Origin of the sequence: Bacteroides xylanisolvens XB1A (assembly GCF_000210075.1) — a bacterium.
Taxonomy (GTDB): domain Bacteria; phylum Bacteroidota; class Bacteroidia; order Bacteroidales; family Bacteroidaceae; genus Bacteroides; species Bacteroides xylanisolvens.
In genome coordinates, this window is record NC_021017.1 from 4,435,047 (window position 1) to 4,452,036 (window position 16,990).

Consider the following 16,990-nt stretch of genomic DNA (forward strand, 5'->3'; position numbering starts at 1 on the left):
GCATCACATCATTTTCCAGTGCTCACAATGAAAATGAATTAAAATCTAAATAACGGATTGTTTAATCTTCTAAAGTTTGCATGATGGAAAAGACAAAAATTGGCTTGAATGCCGGGAAAGTATGGCGCATCTTAAATGAAAAAGGTGAACTTTCAATGTTCGATTTGTGCCGTGAATTAAGTTTGACGTTTGAAGACGTAGCTCTCGCTATTGGTTGGCTGGCCCGAGAAGACAAAATCTTTTTGAGGAAAAGAGAAGGAATGCTTTTTGCCAGTATCGAAAATGTCGAATTTACTTTTGGCTAAGGTGGTAGCTAACCTACATTTAAGATGGATCTCCACTTTATTATTTACACTGCTAAAAAAGTAATGAAGTGGATCAGTAGGATTTTTATGCTCGTTTTTACTATTCCCCCTATTATTCTGTTTGATAAGAGAAGCATCTAATCTACTTTTTCTGTACCTTTGCACCCCATAAACTACTAAACACATAAATTCATGAGTGCATTGAAAGGGCATCCGAAAGGCCTTTATCTGATTTTCGCGACAAGCACGGCAGAACGTTTCAGTTACTACGGTATGCGTGCGATCTTTATTCTTTTCCTGACGCAGGCATTATTGTTTGACAAAGAAGCGGCAGCATCCATCTACGGCAGCTATACCGGACTAGTTTATTTAACCCCGTTGATTGGCGGATACATTGCCGATAAATATTGGGGAATCCGTCGTTCCGTGTTTTGGGGAGCGGTAATGATGGCAGTCGGACAATTCCTGATGTTTATGAGTGCCTCCACTTTAGATAATACGAACCTTGCCCACTGGATGATGTATGGTGGACTCGGCTTCCTGATTCTAGGCAATGGTTGCTTCAAACCCACTGTCTCTTCTCTGGTAGGTCAGCTCTACGAACCCGGAGACAGGCGGTTGGATGCTGCATACACCATTTTTTATATGGGAGTGAATGTAGGCTCTTTTGCTGCTCCTTTGATTTGTGGTTATCTGGGTGATACCGGTGATCCGCATGACTTTAAATGGGGATTTCTTGCAGCCGGAATCATGACACTGTTCACCGTTGTTCTTTTCGAGACTCAAAAGAATAAATATCTTTTTTCTCCTTCCGGAGAACCGATTGGTATTATCCCCGATGCTAAACGTGAAAAGAAAGAAGACAAGGCCGACCATATCTCACACCCGAAGATGGACAAACGTACCAAAGTACGTAATACCCTTGTAATCACAATTCTTACCATTGCTTTAATAGCCTTCTTTAACTATGCATTTGAAGGCGATTGGGTGAGTATCGGCATTTTTACCGCCTGCATTGTTTTCCCTGTTCTGATCCTGTTAGACGGTTCATTGACAAAAATAGAACGCAGCCGTATTTTCGTTATCTATATAGTAGCCTTCTTTGTCATCTTCTTCTGGGCAGCCTACGAACAGGCGGGAGCTTCTTTAACTCTCTTCGCATCCGAACAGACGAATCGTGACATATTCGGTTGGGAAATGCCGGCTTCATGGTTTCAATCCTTCAATCCACTGTTTGTAGTTGTCCTGGCATATATCATGCCGGGTGTATGGGGGTTCCTGAACAAGCGAAAGATGGAACCTGCTTCTCCTACCAAACAAGCGATTGGTCTGTTACTCCTTTCTTTAGGTTATCTTTTCATCTGTTTCGGAGTGAAAGATGCAGTTCCCGGAGTGAAAGTGAGCATGATTTGGCTGACAGGACTTTACTTTATTCATACCATGGGTGAAATAGCTTTGTCGCCTATCGGACTTTCAATGGTAAATAAATTGAGTCCGCTGCGTTTCGCTTCCCTGATGATGGGAATCTGGTATCTGTCTACTGCCACAGCCAATAAATTTGCGGGAATGTTGAGCGGACTCTATCCGGAAGCCGGAAAAGTGAAGTCAATCTTTGGTTATCAGATTGCTACCATGTATGATTTCTTTATGGTATTCGTCGTAATGTCCGGTGTTGCTTCGTTGATTCTGTTCCTTCTCTCGAAGAAATTACAGAAGATGATGCACGGGGTAGAATAAAAAATCGTATTTTTGCAAGGTTATTTTTAAATTACCGGTTATGGATACCATTCAGATAAAAGACAAATTGTTTACCGTTTCCATTAAGGAACAAGAAATTCAGAAAGAAGTGATTCGCGTAGCGAACGAAATCAACCGCGATTTGGCAGGTAAGAATCCGCTTTTCCTTAGTGTGTTGAACGGTTCGTTCATGTTTACTGCTGATTTACTGAAGCACATCACCATCCCTTGTGAAATCTCATTTGTGAAGTTGGCGTCTTATCAGGGCATCACTTCCACCGGAGTGATTAAAGAGGTAATCGGCCTGAATGAAGACATTGCCGGACGTACCATTGTGATCGTAGAAGATATCGTAGACACAGGACTGACGATGCAGCGACTGCTCGAAACATTAGGTACACGCAATCCCGAAGCTATTCATATCGCTTCTCTGTTGGTGAAACCTGAAAAGCTCAAGGTAAACCTCAACATTGAATATGTAGCGATGGAAATCCCGAACGACTTTATCGTAGGTTACGGACTGGATTATGATGGTTTCGGACGTAATTATCCCGATATTTATACAGTAGTAGATTAATATTAAATAGGTACCAGTTTAAATGGTAAATAGTAAATCGTTAAATTGTAAATAACAAAATGTTGAACATCGTAATTTTCGGTGCTCCGGGTTCAGGAAAAGGAACACAGAGCGAACGTATCGTAGAAAAGTATGGAATCAATCACATCTCGACAGGAGATGTATTGCGTGCTGAAATCAAGAATGGCACAGAACTGGGTAAAACAGCTAAAGGTTATATCGACCAAGGTCAATTGATTCCTGATGAATTAATGATTGATATTCTGGCAAGCGTATTCGACAGCTTCAAAGATAGCAAAGGGGTAATTTTCGACGGTTTCCCAAGAACAATTGCACAAGCAGAAGCATTAAAGAAAATGTTGGCAGAAAGAGGACAGGACGTTTCTGTAATGGTTGACTTGGATGTTCCGGAAGAAGAACTGATGGTACGTCTCATTAAACGTGGCAAGGATTCCGGTCGTGCTGATGATAACGAAGAAACAATCAAGAAACGTCTGCATGTATATCATTCACAGACTGCTCCACTGATCGACTGGTACAAGAACGAAAAGAAATACCAACACATCAACGGCTTGGGTACTATGGAAGGTATCTTCGCTGAAATCTGCGAAGCAGTAGATAAATTGTAATAATACAATATTATAAATAAATAAGTCAGTAGCCGGAGTGTTCTAATTAACTGCTCTAACTACTGACTACTTTAACTCTTTAAAAAAATATGGCTGAGTCGAATTTTGTTGATTACGTAAAGATATACTGTCGCTCGGGTAAGGGCGGAAGAGGCTCTACGCACATGAGGCGCGAGAAATATTGTCCTAACGGAGGTCCCGACGGGGGCGATGGTGGAAGAGGAGGTCATATCATCTTGCGCGGTAACCGTAATTACTGGACATTGCTGCACTTGAAGTATGACCGTCATGCAATGGCCGGTCATGGTGAATCGGGGAGCAAAGGACGTAGTTTCGGAAAAGACGGTGCGGATAAAATAATAGAAGTACCCTGCGGAACGGTAGTTTATAATGCCGAGACAGGGGAGTATCTTTGTGACGTAACAGAAGACGGACAGGAAGTGGTCTTGCTCAAAGGCGGTCGCGGCGGTCAGGGTAACTGGCATTTCAAGACGGCCACCCGTCAGGCTCCGCGTTTTGCGCAGCCGGGAGAGCCGATGCAGGAAATGACCGTTATCATGGAGCTGAAACTGCTTGCCGATGTCGGTCTGGTAGGTTTCCCGAATGCGGGAAAGTCAACTTTGCTTTCTTCCATTTCGGCTGCCAAACCGAAAATTGCCGATTACCCGTTTACTACGCTCGAACCCAACTTGGGCATCGTTTCCTATCACGGTGGAAAATCCTTTGTGATGGCGGACATACCGGGTATTATCGAAGGTGCCAGCCAGGGGAAAGGTTTGGGACTGCGTTTCTTGCGTCATATCGAGCGTAATTCATTACTGCTGTTTATGGTTCCGGCAGACAGCGACGACATTCGTAAAGAATACGAAGTTTTGCTGAACGAACTGCGTACCTTCAATCCTGAAATGTTGGACAAGCAACGTGTGTTGGCTGTCACCAAAAGTGATATGCTCGATCAGGAGTTGATGGACGAGATTGAACCTACATTGCCGGAAGGCATTCCACATGTATTCATATCTTCTGTTTCCGGTTTGGGCATCTCGGTGTTGAAAGACATCCTTTGGGAAGAACTGAACAAGGAAAGCAATAAGATAGAGGACATCGTTCACCGTCCGAAAGACGTGACCCGTCTGCAACAGGAACTCAAAGACATGGGCGAAGATGAAGACATCGTTTATGAATATGAGGAAGATGTCGACGATGACGATGATATCGATTATGAATACGAAGAAGAAGATTGGGAAGAAAAATGATTTCACTTACAAAACATAACGAGTTGAAGGGATATAAGTCACTGGAGGCATATCCCGAAGTAGCTCATTTTGTAACTACGCGTCACGAAGGTATAAGCACCGGAGCTTACGGCTCTTTCAACTGTTCGCCTTATACCAACGACTCATGTATGAATGTCAATCGCAATCAGAGCTGGTTGTTTCAGTGCATGAATCATCAGATAAAGGAATTATTTATTCCTGAACAGAATCATGGCTGTGCCAGTCTGATTATCAATGAATCATTTTTTAAAGAATCATTGGAAATGAGACGGCTACTTCTGCGAGGAATGGATGCCTTGATAACTAATGTGCCGGGATATTGCGTTTGTGTCACGACAGCGGATTGTGTTCCTGTATTGCTGTACGACAAAAAACAACACGTTGTGGCTGCCGTTCATGCCGGATGGAAGGGAACGGTGAAGCATATTGTCAGTCATGTGATGGACCACTTGAATAAGATGTTCGGGACGCAAGGCGAAGATGTGATAGCTTGCATCGGGCCGAGCATTTCGCTCGAATCATTTGAAGTAGGTGATGAGGTGTATGATGCTTTTGAAGAAAGCGGCTTCGATATGTCTCTTATTTCTATGAAGAAGAAAGAAACAGGCAAATATCATATTGATTTGTGGGAAGCCAACCGGATTGAATTACTGAATCTCGGAGTGCCTGCAGAACAGATAGAAGTGGCCGGAATCTGTACCTATATTCATCATGATGAATTCTTCTCTGCACGTAGACTGGGAATAGATTCCGGTCGTACATTGTCGGGAATAATGATTAGAAAGTAATAATTGGTGTCCGTTATTGCAGGACGCTGATGATTGGTTTATGATAAGTTATGTTTGAAATAAAAGTATCTAAAGAAATAAAAGACGCATGCCCGGTTTTTGCCGGAGCCGCCGTGTATGCTGCAGTGAAAAATACAGCTTACAGCGAAGGGCTTTGGCAGGAAATTAACGCTTTTACCGGGCAACTGACTTCCACAACACAGATGGAAGACATCAAACATCAACCCGTTATCTTTGCTACCCGTGAGGCTTATAAGCGTTGTGGCAAAGACCCCGGACGTTATCGTCCGTCAGCCGAAGCTCTACGCCGCCGCCTGATGCGTGGAATTCCTTTATATCAGATTGATACGTTGGTAGACCTTATTAATTTAGTGTCTCTTCGTACGGGACATTCGATCGGTGGTTTTGACGCGGACAAAATACAAGGTACGCACCTTGAACTCGGTATCGGCAAAGCAGGAGAACCGTTTGAAGGTATCGGACGCGGGGTATTGAATATCGAAGGATTACCTGTATATCGCGATTCTTTCGGAGGAATCGGAACCCCGACAAGCGATCATGAACGTACGAAAATGGATCTCGGAACCACTCATATCCTAGCCATAGTCAACGGTTATAACGGAAAAGAAGGTTTGCGAGAAGCTGCTGAAATGATACAGACCTTATTAAGAAACTATACAGAATCGGATGGAGGCGAAATCGTATTCTTCGAATAATTAGAATGAGTGCTCTAAGAAAAAAGACATGAAAAACATACTTATCTTACTGACAGTTTTATTATTATTGCCACTGACTGCTGACGGGCAGGATAAACCTTCCTTCTCTGCCCGCGAAATGGCTGATGTACGGGTAGCTACTCCCGGATTATTTGCTAAAAGCAATCATATCTATCTGCATTTGGATTCTCTGAAAGACCACGAATATGCTTTTCCATTACCCGGAGGAAAAGTAATCTCTGCCTATGGAACTCGCGGAGGACATTCGGGAACAGACATTAAGACCTGTGCAAAAGATACGATTCGTGCTGCTTTTGATGGAGTGGTGCGTATGTCGAAACCCTATTATGCCTACGGAAATATCGTTGTAATCCGTCACGCTAACGGATTAGAAACATTTTATAGCCACAATTTCAAGAATCTGGTTAAAACTGGTGATGTTGTAAAAGCCGGACAACCTATCGGGCTGACAGGACGTACCGGTCGTGCCACTACCGAACATGTACACTTCGAAACCCGTATTAACGGGCAACATTTTAATCCGAATCTCATTTTTGACTTAAAAGAGAGAACATTGCGGAAAGAATGTATCAAGTGTACCAAGAACGGGAGTAAAATCGTTGTGAAGACTCAAATTCCTGACAATCGGATTGCTCAAAATAAAAAGTAAAGGGCTATCAGTAGTTGATGAATAGCCGGGAGATTATGACAAATTATGGCACAAATTTTATGCAGACCGGCTTGTCTACTTTAATATCTTGCTGTACATTTGTTAATAGTCCTGTATCTGCATCTCTTTCATAAACTTGTATCACATTGCTATCTCTGCAAGCAACCAACAAGTATTTGCCATTAGGCGTGATGATGAAATTGCGTGGATGAATCCCTGTCAGTTGGTAGCCTGCTTTTGACAACATTCCGTTATCCGGGTGGATATTGAATATGGCAATACCATCTGCTTTCAAACGATTGCTGGCATACAGGAATTTTCCATCCGGGCTGATATGAATGTCAGCACTTCCTTGTGCGTTTACCGTATCGGCAGCGATTGTCTGGATCTCTTTTAAATCTCCGTCTTTGTATTCAAAAGCGATTACTGTGCCCGATAACTCATTAATCAGATAGGCGTAATGACCGTTTGGCGAGAAAGTCAGATGGCGGGGACCCGAACCGGCTTTCATTTTAAAGGCAGCAGGCGATCCTTCTTTCAGAAATGCTTCTTTATTCTCTGCATTTGCAGCTGGGTTAATGATAAACTTATGTATTTGATCTGTACACAAGTCATTGGCAAACAAGTATTTACCATCCGGAGTGATACGGACACAATGCAGATGCGGTTTCTCTTGTCGTTCCTTGTCTACTCCCGTACCTTTGAATTGTATAATATCGGAAGTGGGTAGGAGCGAGCCATCTTTTGCGATAGGGAAAACGGAGATGCTGCCGCCACTGTAGTTGGCGGTTATCACATTATTTCCACTGGCGATGATATAGCAGGGATCTTCACCTCCCGTTTGCTGTGAATTTAATAGTTGCAAAGTACCTTTTTCTTTATTGAAGGCAAATGCATTGGCGGCAGCTTGCGTATTATTGAATTCACTGACTGCATAGACGAATTTTCCGTCGGCAGATAGAACAAGATAAGAAGGATTTTCAATTTCCGCTTCACTTAAGGGAGTGGAAGTCCCGTTTTCTTCGTTGAAGCGGTAGCTATATATCCCTTTACTGGTTCCTGATGTGTAAGTACCCACCAACATGGTTAGTTCGTTTTCCGTTGTATCGGTTGTTTCCATAGGAGTCTTTTTTTTAGAAGTACAGCCACTGATACTGATTCCGAATATGCAAACAGCGGCAAATGCTTTGAATATAGATGTTTTAGATAGATATGTCTTAATCATAAGTAGCTTATTATTGGTTGATTTTTCATGATACTTTTTCATCTTAAATATAAAATAGCTCCGTAAAGATAGTGCTTTGATATAATATTTGCTAACGTCTTCTCGTAAATTAGAAAACATTTCCTATCTTTGCACTCTTGGAAAGCGTTCTAAACAATCGCTATTCTGTACGAATAAAAATTTGGGCTTGACTGGATTTGACAGCGGGCAGAAATGGTAGGTAAGCATGCAGTGGGTCGGTAATTTCCACTTAAATATCAGTTATCAAAATTTTATCTGGCGAAACTAATTACGCTCTTGCTGCTTAATCGAATCACAGTAGATTAGCTTAATCCAGGCACTAGGTGCCAGGACGAGACATCACTCGGAAGCTGTTGCTCCGAAGCATTCCGGTTCAGTGGTGCAGTTACATCGGGGATAGTCAAAGGCGGCCTCGCACTTTTGATGAAACTTTAGAGGATAAGGCAGGAATTGATGGCTTTGGTTCTGTTCCTGCACGAAAATTTAGGCAAAGATAAGCATGTAGAAAGCTTATGATTTCCTCGTTTGGACGAGGGTTCGATTCCCTCCAGGTCCACAATAAATGCTGATTTTAAGTCATTTATGAGATTTGCACCCCGCTTTACATCCTAATAATGTAAAGCGGGGTGTTTTTGTTTTATTTAATATTCCTATTTTCTGTGATATTTATCTGTTCGTCAATGCTCGGGTCGAATCGGTCGTTGTATAGGTGGCAGACGGCTTAAATGTCAAGACTGTCCAAACGGGACTGATCGGATTACTTTTCGTCTTTCTTGTTATCGAGTAGCTGTGATAATTCTTCCTCCACTTCCTCGATACTTGGCAAGGCGGATTTCAGATTTTCGGGAATGGCTTTGCTTAGCTGGTAGTCGCTTACTCCTATGGGCTGTGCATAGCCCGTCAAGGCATATTGTGCTACTACTTCATCCTTGCCTTTGCAGAGCAACAATCCTATTGTCTTGTTGTCGTTTTCACCTCTCAACTGGTCGTCTACGATGTTAATGTAGAAATTCAATTGCCCTGCATATTCTGGCTTGAATGGAGTAGCCTTTAATTCTACGACTATATAGGCGTGGAGTTTTATGGAGTATAGGATAAGGTCTGCATAAAAATCGCTATCCCCGACTTGGAAATGTTTCTGTTTGGCTACAAAGGCGAAGCCGTTCCCCATTTCCAATAGATACCTTGTGACGTGTTCTACAAGCTGTTTTTCAATATCTCTTTCATCTGCCAGTTCTTTTGTACCTGCTACATCGAATATATACGGGTCTTTCAGCAAATAGTTGGCTAAGTCACTTTGAGGAGCGGGCAAGGTCTTTGTAAAGTTGTTGACTTTCTGTGTTTCTATCTGCCGTTTGAACAGATTAGTCTCAATCTGTATCTTTAATACGTTGCTGCTCCATCCGTTTTCAACGGACTGTTTCATGTACCAATATTTGTTTCCTAAGGGTAATGAGCTATCCAATAGTATCACATGACTGGTCCAGTTTATTTTTGAAATGGGGGAACAAACAAAATCCTTTTCAATATCATCAATGGATGTTTGCAGCATTGCGGAGATTGTCTTGTCTATCTTTTGAATTTGCGCAAGAGGCTCTTGCGTAAATTCTTTTGATTGAAATATATTTGTCTGAAATTGCGCAAGAGGTTCTTGCGTAATTGGTAAACAGTTCAGTTCATCAGTCAAGGATAGCATATTGGGGATTGTTGGCGTTCCCAATACCTTGTCACAAGAAAGCATTCTTTGTAATATCTCTAGTGGGTATGTTCGGGCAAACTGACACATATAGGTAAGGCTTCTCGCTGAATATCCTTTCTTTTCGGGATAGTGCATCTTGATAGCCTTTGAAATCTGACTTATGACTTTTCCGCCCCAACCTAATCTTTTTTGGTGGTATAGAATGAAGTTTCCCAATTTCCAATAGTGGAACAGCATTTGTGCATTGGCTGCAACAATCAATTTCACTTGTGCATGTTCTATCTCAAAGCCTATTGCATGAATGAGGGCTTCAAAGTCTTTTCTTTCTATGGGATGGTTTGAACTTTCCATTTCTTTTATTTAATTGAATGATAAGGCAAAGGTAATTAAAATATCACAATTGATTGAATTTGTTCATGGCAATAGAATTTACCCCTGTTACAAAACTGTAGCAAGGGTAAGTTTTTTAGTATATGGCTTTTGGATAGCCTCTTTTTATTATGGAGTCATAAATGAAGCACTCCCACCTCGCGAACCATTTATTTTTATATCCGTGTCAGGCAATAATCTTTTGATACGTTCTATCCCTTCTTTAGTAATCTTTCCATGTAAATTCAACGATCCGATTTTTATTTTTGATATTTCGTCCGGTATATCAATTGTATTGATAAATTGGATATCCAACCTTTTTATTTCTTTGAGCTCCAACAGTACAGCCGGAAATTCTTTTACTCTGATATTGATGCCGCTTCCCCAACCATCCTTTTGAGCATCAGCACTTAATTTACTTTTTAATCCCTCCTTATTAACGTCTTTCTTCCTGACCATCCAACCAATTTGCGGTCGCAGAGCAAAAGTCTTGCTGTTTTGCTCTAATCCAATGAAACCTGCCCAAAATTCTAATGGAGTTTCTTTGATAGCGTCGCCATATACTTCCTGATACTTTACATCTACCTTCACTATCTCATCAGGGAGACAATTTTTGCCTTCCAGCTGTTTCAGATTATTTCTTTTCCCTTCCTTATCATAAGGGAAAAACTTCACGATCCATCCATCAATAATGTTTGGGGCTCCGTATCGTTTCTGTGAATGATATTTAAACATGTTGCGCCAAAAGTCCTTATTAACTTCTCCTTTGGATGCTTTGACAAATTCTTCCAAAAGAGGTTCCAGTTCTGAAATCCACCAATCGAGTTTGTATTCTTTCAAGCCTCTGGCTTTGTGCAGTAGTTTTTCCCAGTCCTCCGGTGTTCCTTCGAGAGTTATTTCAGGTATTCCACAGACAATGCGTATGATTATAAACTCAAAGTAAGGTTTTACAGCTTCCATGATTGTTATTTCGGAAGCAACTTTCTCTAAAGAGGTAGTCGTTGAAAAATTGCAGGTGAGCAGTTCGGTCAGATGCTTACCGGCGTATTGGGATATTTGTTCTGTAAATTGCGGAAAGATTTTCTCCCATGAAAGAGTAGGGTCCTCCAATTTTTTGTCTTCTCTGACAATTAAGGATAGTTTGCCGGAGAAATCAACAAGCTCATTTCTCATAGATTCCTGATTGGCATTGATATGGCGTGCAAATCCCTGGCTGATTAATAGCCAAATCATGTCCGGGGACAATACAAATGGCCTGTGATCCGCATAAGCCTGATACATACCGTTGAAAAAAGAATTAGGACCAAAAGAAACGAGACTGTCGGGAGATTCGCTCTTTGCAATGATATGATAAGGAACCTTGATATTCTTCTTTTTTATCTCATAAGGCTCTATGTTCATATCTGATAATATAAGACTTTCGTAAATTTCATTCGGGGAGTGTAGATGAAGTAATTCTTCAGGCTTTGAAAGCTTTTCGACCTTAAAAGTGATTCCATTTTGAGCGAATGTGGAAACACTGCAAAATATGAATAAGCAAAATAATGTGTTTTTCATAATCTTAAAGAGTTGTATGGTGGCACAAACTTATTAACTACCTCTATATTTTGAATAGACGATATGCAAATATAATATAATAAGAACTGTCTTTGACAAGATATTGAATGTTTTTTTGACTTATATCTATAAAAATCATAAGCATATTATTTCTTGAACCGATAAGCAGGATTTATTCGGGAATTTATAGTAAGTTTGCTCTGCTAATCCTAAACAATGACGCAGAGAAAGATTATACATATCGACATGGATGCCTTCTATGCCTCTGTAGAACAGCGTGATAATCCAGAACTTCGTGGCAAGCCTTTAGCGGTAGGTCATGCAGAAGAGAGGGGAGTTGTGGCTGCTGCTAGCTATGAAGCCCGGCGTTACGGTGTCCGTTCCGCCATGGCTTCGCAAAAGGCGAAACGTCTTTGTCCCCAACTCATTTTTGTACCTGGCAGGATGGATGTTTATAAATCCGTTTCCCGTCAGATACATGAGATTTTCCACGAATATACGGATATCATCGAACCTCTGTCTCTGGATGAAGCTTTTCTGGATGTCACAGAAAATAAAAAAGATATTTCCCTGGCTGTGGATATAGCAAAGGAAATAAAGCAGAAGATTCGGGAGCAGCTCAACCTTGTTGCGTCTGCCGGAGTTTCTTATAATAAGTTTCTGGCTAAAATAGCTTCGGACTATCGCAAACCGGATGGCTTATGTACCATTCATCCGGAACAGGCCCTTGATTTTATCGCCCGTCTTCCTATCGAATCTTTTTGGGGAGTGGGTCCGGTGACTGCAAAGAAGATGCATTTACTTGGCATCCACAATGGACTTCAACTACGGAAATGCTCTCTTGAAATGCTGACAGCCCATTTCGGGAAAGCCGGCGCACTGTATTATGAGTGCTCACGAGGAATTGACGAACGCCCTGTCGAAGCAATTCGTATCCGTAAATCCATTGGCTGCGAACGTACATTGGAACGTGATATTTCAGCCCGTTCATCGGTCATTATCGAACTATACCATGTGGCGGTAGAGCTGATTGAACGTCTTCAGCGAAAAGACTTCAAAGGCAACACGCTTACCCTGAAAATCAAGTTTCATGATTTTAGCCAGATAACCCGAAGCCTTACTCAATCGCAGGAACTCACCACCTTAGACCGGGTACTCCCACTTGCAAAAGAATTGCTTAAAAGTGTCGAATTTGAGCAACATCCAATCCGGCTCATCGGTCTTTCCGTCTCCAATCCAAAAGAGGAAGCCGATGAACAACACGGTGTTTGGGAACAGTTGAGTTTTGAATTTAGCGATTGGGATTGAAGGCGAAGAGGAAGAAATAGAGGAATGAAGAGGAAAGAATAGGGGATGAAAAAGAAGAGAATTAAAGAATGAAAAAAGAAAGAGGATAGAATATCCAAACAGATACTTTGTCTGAAGTAAAACAGATACTCTATTTGAAATAAAATAGAGCCTTTATTTGACCTAAACAGAGCCTCTGTTTGGAATAAATAGAACCTCTATTTTCTCCAAAGGAAGCCTCTGTTTTCTAAAACTGCATCTTTGTTTTTCCGAAATGAAAACCCGGTTTCCGTGTGACTTAAATTGTTTTTATAGTGACTTAAATTGTTTCTACAATGACCTAATTTGCTTTTATAATGACTTAAAAGCCTAAAATATAGCAATTAAAAGTACTATTTTTGAAGTATGTACTTTTTTGTCATCAGGTTCGTATGATTTACTCACCTCATTTTTTATCAGATACGTTATCTTTGCAATACTTAAATGAATGAAAATACCATGAATCGAATGAAACATTTATTTTGTGTTCTTTTACTAGCAGCTTTGGGAAGTTTTTCTTTCAAGGCAAACGCTTACACCGAACGCAATATGCTGCAAAAAGCGGCAGACGAAACTACGTTGAAAAACGTGTTGGTAATGAAACAAGCATGGGTGCCTTATCCTGCTTATACAGATCGTGCCGCCTGGGATTCTTTGATGGGCCCCAATAAGCAACGCCTCATCGAAGCCGGCGAAAAACTCCTCGACTATAAATGGCAACTGATACCTGCCACCGCTTATCTGGAATATGAACGTAGCGGTAACCGTAAAATAATGGAAGTTCCTTATGACGCCAACCGCCAGGCACTTAACGCCTTGATGCTCGCCGAACTGGCCGAAGGGAAAGGACGTTTTATCGACCAATTACTGAACGGAGCATACATGAGCTGTGAAATGAATTCATGGGTTCTATCCGCACACTTGCCGCGCCAGAGCAGTAAACGTTCACTTCCCGACTTCCGCGAACAGATTATCGACCTCGGTTCAGGCGGATACGGAGCATTAATGGCTTGGGTACACTATTTCTTCCGCAAACCATTCGACAAAATCAATCCTGTGGTATCTTTGCAAATGCGTAAAGTAATTAAAGAGCGTATTCTCGATCCGTATATGAACGACGACGAAATGTGGTGGATGGCTTTTAACTGGAAACCGGGAGAAATCATCAACAACTGGAATCCCTGGTGTAACTCTAATGCCCTGCAATGTTTCTTACTGATGGAGAACAACAAGGATAAGTTGGCAAAAGCTGTTTATCGCTCCATGCAGTCAGTCGATAAGTTTATCAACTTTGTGAAATCCGATGGTGCCTGTGAGGAGGGAACCTCTTACTGGGGACATGCCGCCGGAAAGCTTTATGACTATTTGCAGATACTCTCTGATGGCACAGGCGGTAAACTGTCTCTGTTCAATGAACCGATGATTCGCCGGATGGGAGAATATATGTCCCGCTCATACGTGGGCAATGGCTGGGTGGTGAATTTTGCTGATGCATCGGCACAAGGCGGGGGCGATCCTTTGTTAATCTATCGGTACGGTAAAGCTGTAAACAGCGATGAAATGATGCATTTTGCCGCATACCTGTTGAAAGGAAGAAAACCGTATGCTACCATGGGCAACGATGCTTTTCGTTCGCTTCAATCTCTACTTTGCTGTAATGAGCTGGCAAAAGCAACTCCGAAACATGATATGCCGGATGTAACCTGGTATCCCGAAACGGAATTCTGTTATATGAAGAATAAGAACGGTATGTTTGTTGCCGCTAAAGGCGGATTTAATAACGAAAGCCATAACCACAACGATGTAGGAACCTTCTCTTTATACGTAAATACAATTCCTGTGATTATTGATGCCGGTGTAGGTACATATACCAAACAGACGTTCGGCAAGGACCGCTATACCATCTGGACCATGCAGAGCAACTATCATAACTTGCCGATGATTAACGGAGTACCGCAGAAATTCGGGCAGGAGTATAAAGCTACCAATACCGTTTGCAATGAGAAGAAACGGATGTTCTCTACGGATATAGCTACTGCTTATCCGGCAGAAGCGAAAGTGAAAAGCTGGGTTCGCTCTTATGCTCTTGATGATAAAAAACTCATTATTGGTGATATTTATACGTTGGATGAGGCTATTGCTCCTAATCAAATGAACTTTTTAACTTGGGGCAATGTGACTTTCCCGTCAGCCGGAAAAATCCGCATCGAAGTAAAGGGACAAAAGGTGGAAATGAACTATCCATCACAGTTTAAGGCCGAACTGGAAACAATCAAACTGGATGATCCGCGCCTGTCTAACGTATGGGGCAAGGAGATTTACCGCATCACACTAAAGACTGAAGAAAAGAAAGTGACTGGTAAATATGGATTTGTTATTCAACAAGTGAAGTAGGATGAAATAGATTTTTAAAGCTAGAAAAACAAAGTATAAACAATTAAATCACAGTAAGATGAAAAAAGTATTATTTGCCGGCCTTTTGGTCCTTGCAGGAGTAAGCGTAAGTGCGCAGAACCTGATAAAAACGAAAAATTCGCCACTGAAGTGAAGACTAAAGTGACTAATGCCAACAAAGCTACCGCAGGAGAGTGGTTTATCATGAATAATGAAGCTGACGGAGTAACTACTATTGCCTGGGAAGAAACAGGAGATGCCAAATATCCGAATGCAATGAAATTGGATAACTCCGGTGCTGAAAAGAATCTCTCTTGGTATAAAGCTTTCCTGGGACAACGTATTACCGATGGTTTGGACAAAGGTATCTATGTTCTTACTTTCTATGCAAAAGCTAAAGAAGCAGGAACTCCGGTCAGTGTATACATCAAACAGACCAATGAGGAAAAGAATGATAATGGTAAGTACAATACTACTTTCTTCATGCGTAGAGACTATGACGCGGATGCTCAACCGAATGCTTCGGGTGCACAATACAATTTTAAAATTAAAGAGGCCGGTAAATGGACTAAAGTAGTGGTTTATTATGATATGGGACAAGTGGTAAATGCTATTAGCAGTAAGAAAGCAAATGCTAACTTGGAAGTGTCTGATACAGACGATGATGCTGCTATTCTGAAAGATTGTTATGTGGCTATTCTTTCCCAGAACAAAGGCGGTGTTGTAGAAATCAGCGACGTGACATTGAAAAAGAAATAAAGAGCAAAGGATTTAATATAGTAGGTTAACAAAAAAATAGGGCAGTGAAGTAGTGATACTTCGTTGCCCTATTTCTTTTGTTAATATGAATATAATGGAGAGTTCCGATTAAATAAATGTATGAAACAGTCAATCTCCTTTCGGGAGTGATTTCATGCGATTTATTGAATACCGAGTTTCTTCTTCAGTTCCTTAGGCAGAGAATCTTTGTGTACCATCACACAGATTGTTTTAGCACGTACATAGCTTTCAGACATATTCAGATAACCTCCGGATTTGTTGCTATCCGCTCCCCAGGAATTCTTGGTGATATAATATTTAGTACCATTCTGATCTTTCACAATGCCGGTGATGTGCATCAGGTGGTCGTCAGTTGTCACAAACTTCTCGTAACCATCCTGACGGATTTCCGGTGTTACGTTGATTTCCGGATAAGGATGTTCAAACTTGAACACTTCGTCCATTCGTTGATATTTTGGCATTTTCTCAAAACGGGCACGGTCGGTAGTCGAGTAATCTTTCACATCCTCCACTTGCGGGTTAATGGCGATTCCGTTCTTGAAAGAGAAACCCTGTTCGCTTACGTCACCGTCCCAACATACGGTATATCCTTTGTTCAGTGCATAGTCGATAGCCCCGATCAGTTCGTCCAACGGAAGATTATACATCGGTTGGTTTTCCCAGTTGTCGGGAACTTCAGGCGAGAATGTCTCATAATAAGGCTTGTGAGTGAAACTAGTCAACTCAACGTAATCATCCATATTCAATCCCAGACTTTCTGTGAAAGATTGAGGAGTATATTCTTTTCCTTTATAAGTGAATTTTTCGGGAAGCTTGCCCAGATAAATATCGAACAGATTATTAATAAGCGCATCAAATTGCAGAGTACGCTTTTTAGATTCAATATTTGCGTCTACCAATGCTTTGAGGTAGCGTGACAATGC

Annotated in this window: 14 protein-coding genes, 1 other RNA gene and 1 pseudogene; 12 read left to right on the forward strand and 4 right to left on the reverse strand. The window is 41.5% G+C overall.

What is annotated here, in order from left to right; all coding sequences use genetic code 11:
• Nucleotides 1–80: 80 nt before the first annotated feature.
• The 8 genes from BXY_RS16915 to BXY_RS16950 all read left to right on the forward strand — a co-directional run bounded on the left by BXY_RS16915 (nt 81) and on the right by BXY_RS16950 (nt 6,696).
• Nucleotides 81–305 carry a winged helix-turn-helix domain-containing protein gene (locus BXY_RS16915; RefSeq protein WP_004301899.1) on the forward strand — a complete coding sequence of 75 codons (225 nt, stop codon included), beginning with the start codon at nt 81–83 and terminating at the stop codon, nt 303–305.
• 192 nt (nt 306–497) lie between these two features.
• On the forward strand, nt 498–2,042 hold the full coding sequence (locus BXY_RS16920) for a peptide MFS transporter (RefSeq protein ID WP_004325025.1): 1,545 nt from the start codon (nt 498–500) through the stop codon (nt 2,040–2,042).
• 40 nt (nt 2,043–2,082) lie between these two features.
• Nucleotides 2,083–2,619, forward strand: a complete 537-nt coding sequence (gene hpt, locus BXY_RS16925; protein WP_004308350.1) for a hypoxanthine phosphoribosyltransferase — start codon at nt 2,083–2,085, stop codon at nt 2,617–2,619.
• 59 nt (nt 2,620–2,678) lie between these two features.
• Complete coding sequence (locus BXY_RS16930; protein WP_004301902.1) at nt 2,679–3,248, forward strand: adenylate kinase; 570 nt, start codon at nt 2,679–2,681, stop codon at nt 3,246–3,248.
• A gap of 89 nt (nt 3,249–3,337) precedes the next feature.
• Complete coding sequence (gene obgE, locus BXY_RS16935) at nt 3,338–4,501, forward strand: GTPase ObgE (RefSeq protein ID WP_008021004.1); 1,164 nt, start codon at nt 3,338–3,340, stop codon at nt 4,499–4,501.
• Nucleotides 4,498–5,310, forward strand: coding sequence for a peptidoglycan editing factor PgeF (gene pgeF / locus BXY_RS16940; RefSeq protein ID WP_009039719.1), 813 nt, complete (start codon nt 4,498–4,500; stop codon nt 5,308–5,310). Before obgE ends, pgeF begins: the two co-directional genes overlap by 4 nt.
• A 50-nt stretch (nt 5,311–5,360) precedes the next feature.
• Nucleotides 5,361–6,026: a B3/B4 domain-containing protein gene (locus BXY_RS16945; RefSeq protein WP_009039720.1), complete on the forward strand. Its 666-nt coding sequence runs from the start codon at nt 5,361–5,363 to the stop codon at nt 6,024–6,026.
• 28 nt (nt 6,027–6,054) lie between these two features.
• Nucleotides 6,055–6,696 carry a M23 family metallopeptidase gene (locus tag BXY_RS16950; RefSeq protein WP_009039721.1) on the forward strand — a complete coding sequence of 214 codons (642 nt, stop codon included), beginning with the start codon at nt 6,055–6,057 and terminating at the stop codon, nt 6,694–6,696.
• A 43-nt stretch (nt 6,697–6,739) separates the two neighbouring features.
• Here the strand turns inward: BXY_RS16950 and BXY_RS16955 are convergent, their stop codons facing one another.
• Nucleotides 6,740–7,921 (reverse strand): lactonase family protein, encoded by a 1,182-nt coding sequence (locus BXY_RS16955; protein WP_032851254.1) that lies wholly within the window; start codon nt 7,919–7,921, stop codon nt 6,740–6,742.
• A 183-nt stretch (nt 7,922–8,104) separates the two neighbouring features.
• Here BXY_RS16955 and ssrA point away from each other — a divergent pair.
• Nucleotides 8,105–8,501, forward strand: a transfer-messenger RNA (tmRNA) gene (gene ssrA / locus BXY_RS16960).
• 198 nt (nt 8,502–8,699) lie between these two features.
• On the opposite strand, the gene BXY_RS16965 is transcribed toward ssrA, so the two are convergent.
• Both BXY_RS16965 and BXY_RS16970 read right to left on the reverse strand, forming a co-directional pair.
• On the reverse strand, nt 8,700–9,992 hold the full coding sequence (locus tag BXY_RS16965) for a PDDEXK nuclease domain-containing protein (RefSeq protein ID WP_015532501.1): 1,293 nt from the start codon (nt 9,990–9,992) through the stop codon (nt 8,700–8,702).
• A 147-nt stretch (nt 9,993–10,139) separates the two neighbouring features.
• The gene (locus BXY_RS16970; protein ID WP_134993441.1) at nt 10,140–11,567 is read right to left on the reverse strand and encodes a DUF4419 domain-containing protein; all 1,428 of its coding nucleotides are present in this window, start codon (nt 11,565–11,567) and stop codon (nt 10,140–10,142) included.
• Nucleotides 11,568–11,783: 216 nt separating this feature from the next.
• Here BXY_RS16970 and dinB point away from each other — a divergent pair, with 216 nt between their 5' ends.
• From dinB to BXY_RS16985, 3 genes and pseudogenes are all read left to right on the forward strand, one after another.
• The gene (dinB, locus tag BXY_RS16975; RefSeq protein ID WP_004301910.1) at nt 11,784–12,875 is read left to right on the forward strand and encodes a DNA polymerase IV; all 1,092 of its coding nucleotides are present in this window, start codon (nt 11,784–11,786) and stop codon (nt 12,873–12,875) included.
• A gap of 477 nt (nt 12,876–13,352) precedes the next feature.
• Complete coding sequence (locus BXY_RS16980; protein WP_134993442.1) at nt 13,353–15,287, forward strand: heparinase II/III domain-containing protein; 1,935 nt, start codon at nt 13,353–13,355, stop codon at nt 15,285–15,287.
• A gap of 58 nt (nt 15,288–15,345) precedes the next feature.
• Nucleotides 15,346–16,046, forward strand: a pseudogene (locus tag BXY_RS16985) (DUF4627 domain-containing protein).
• 161 nt (nt 16,047–16,207) lie between these two features.
• On the opposite strand, the gene BXY_RS16990 reads toward BXY_RS16985, so the two are convergent.
• A partial coding sequence (locus tag BXY_RS16990) for a C1 family peptidase (protein ID WP_208946833.1) occupies nt 16,208–16,990 on the reverse strand: 783 nt, incomplete at its 5' end.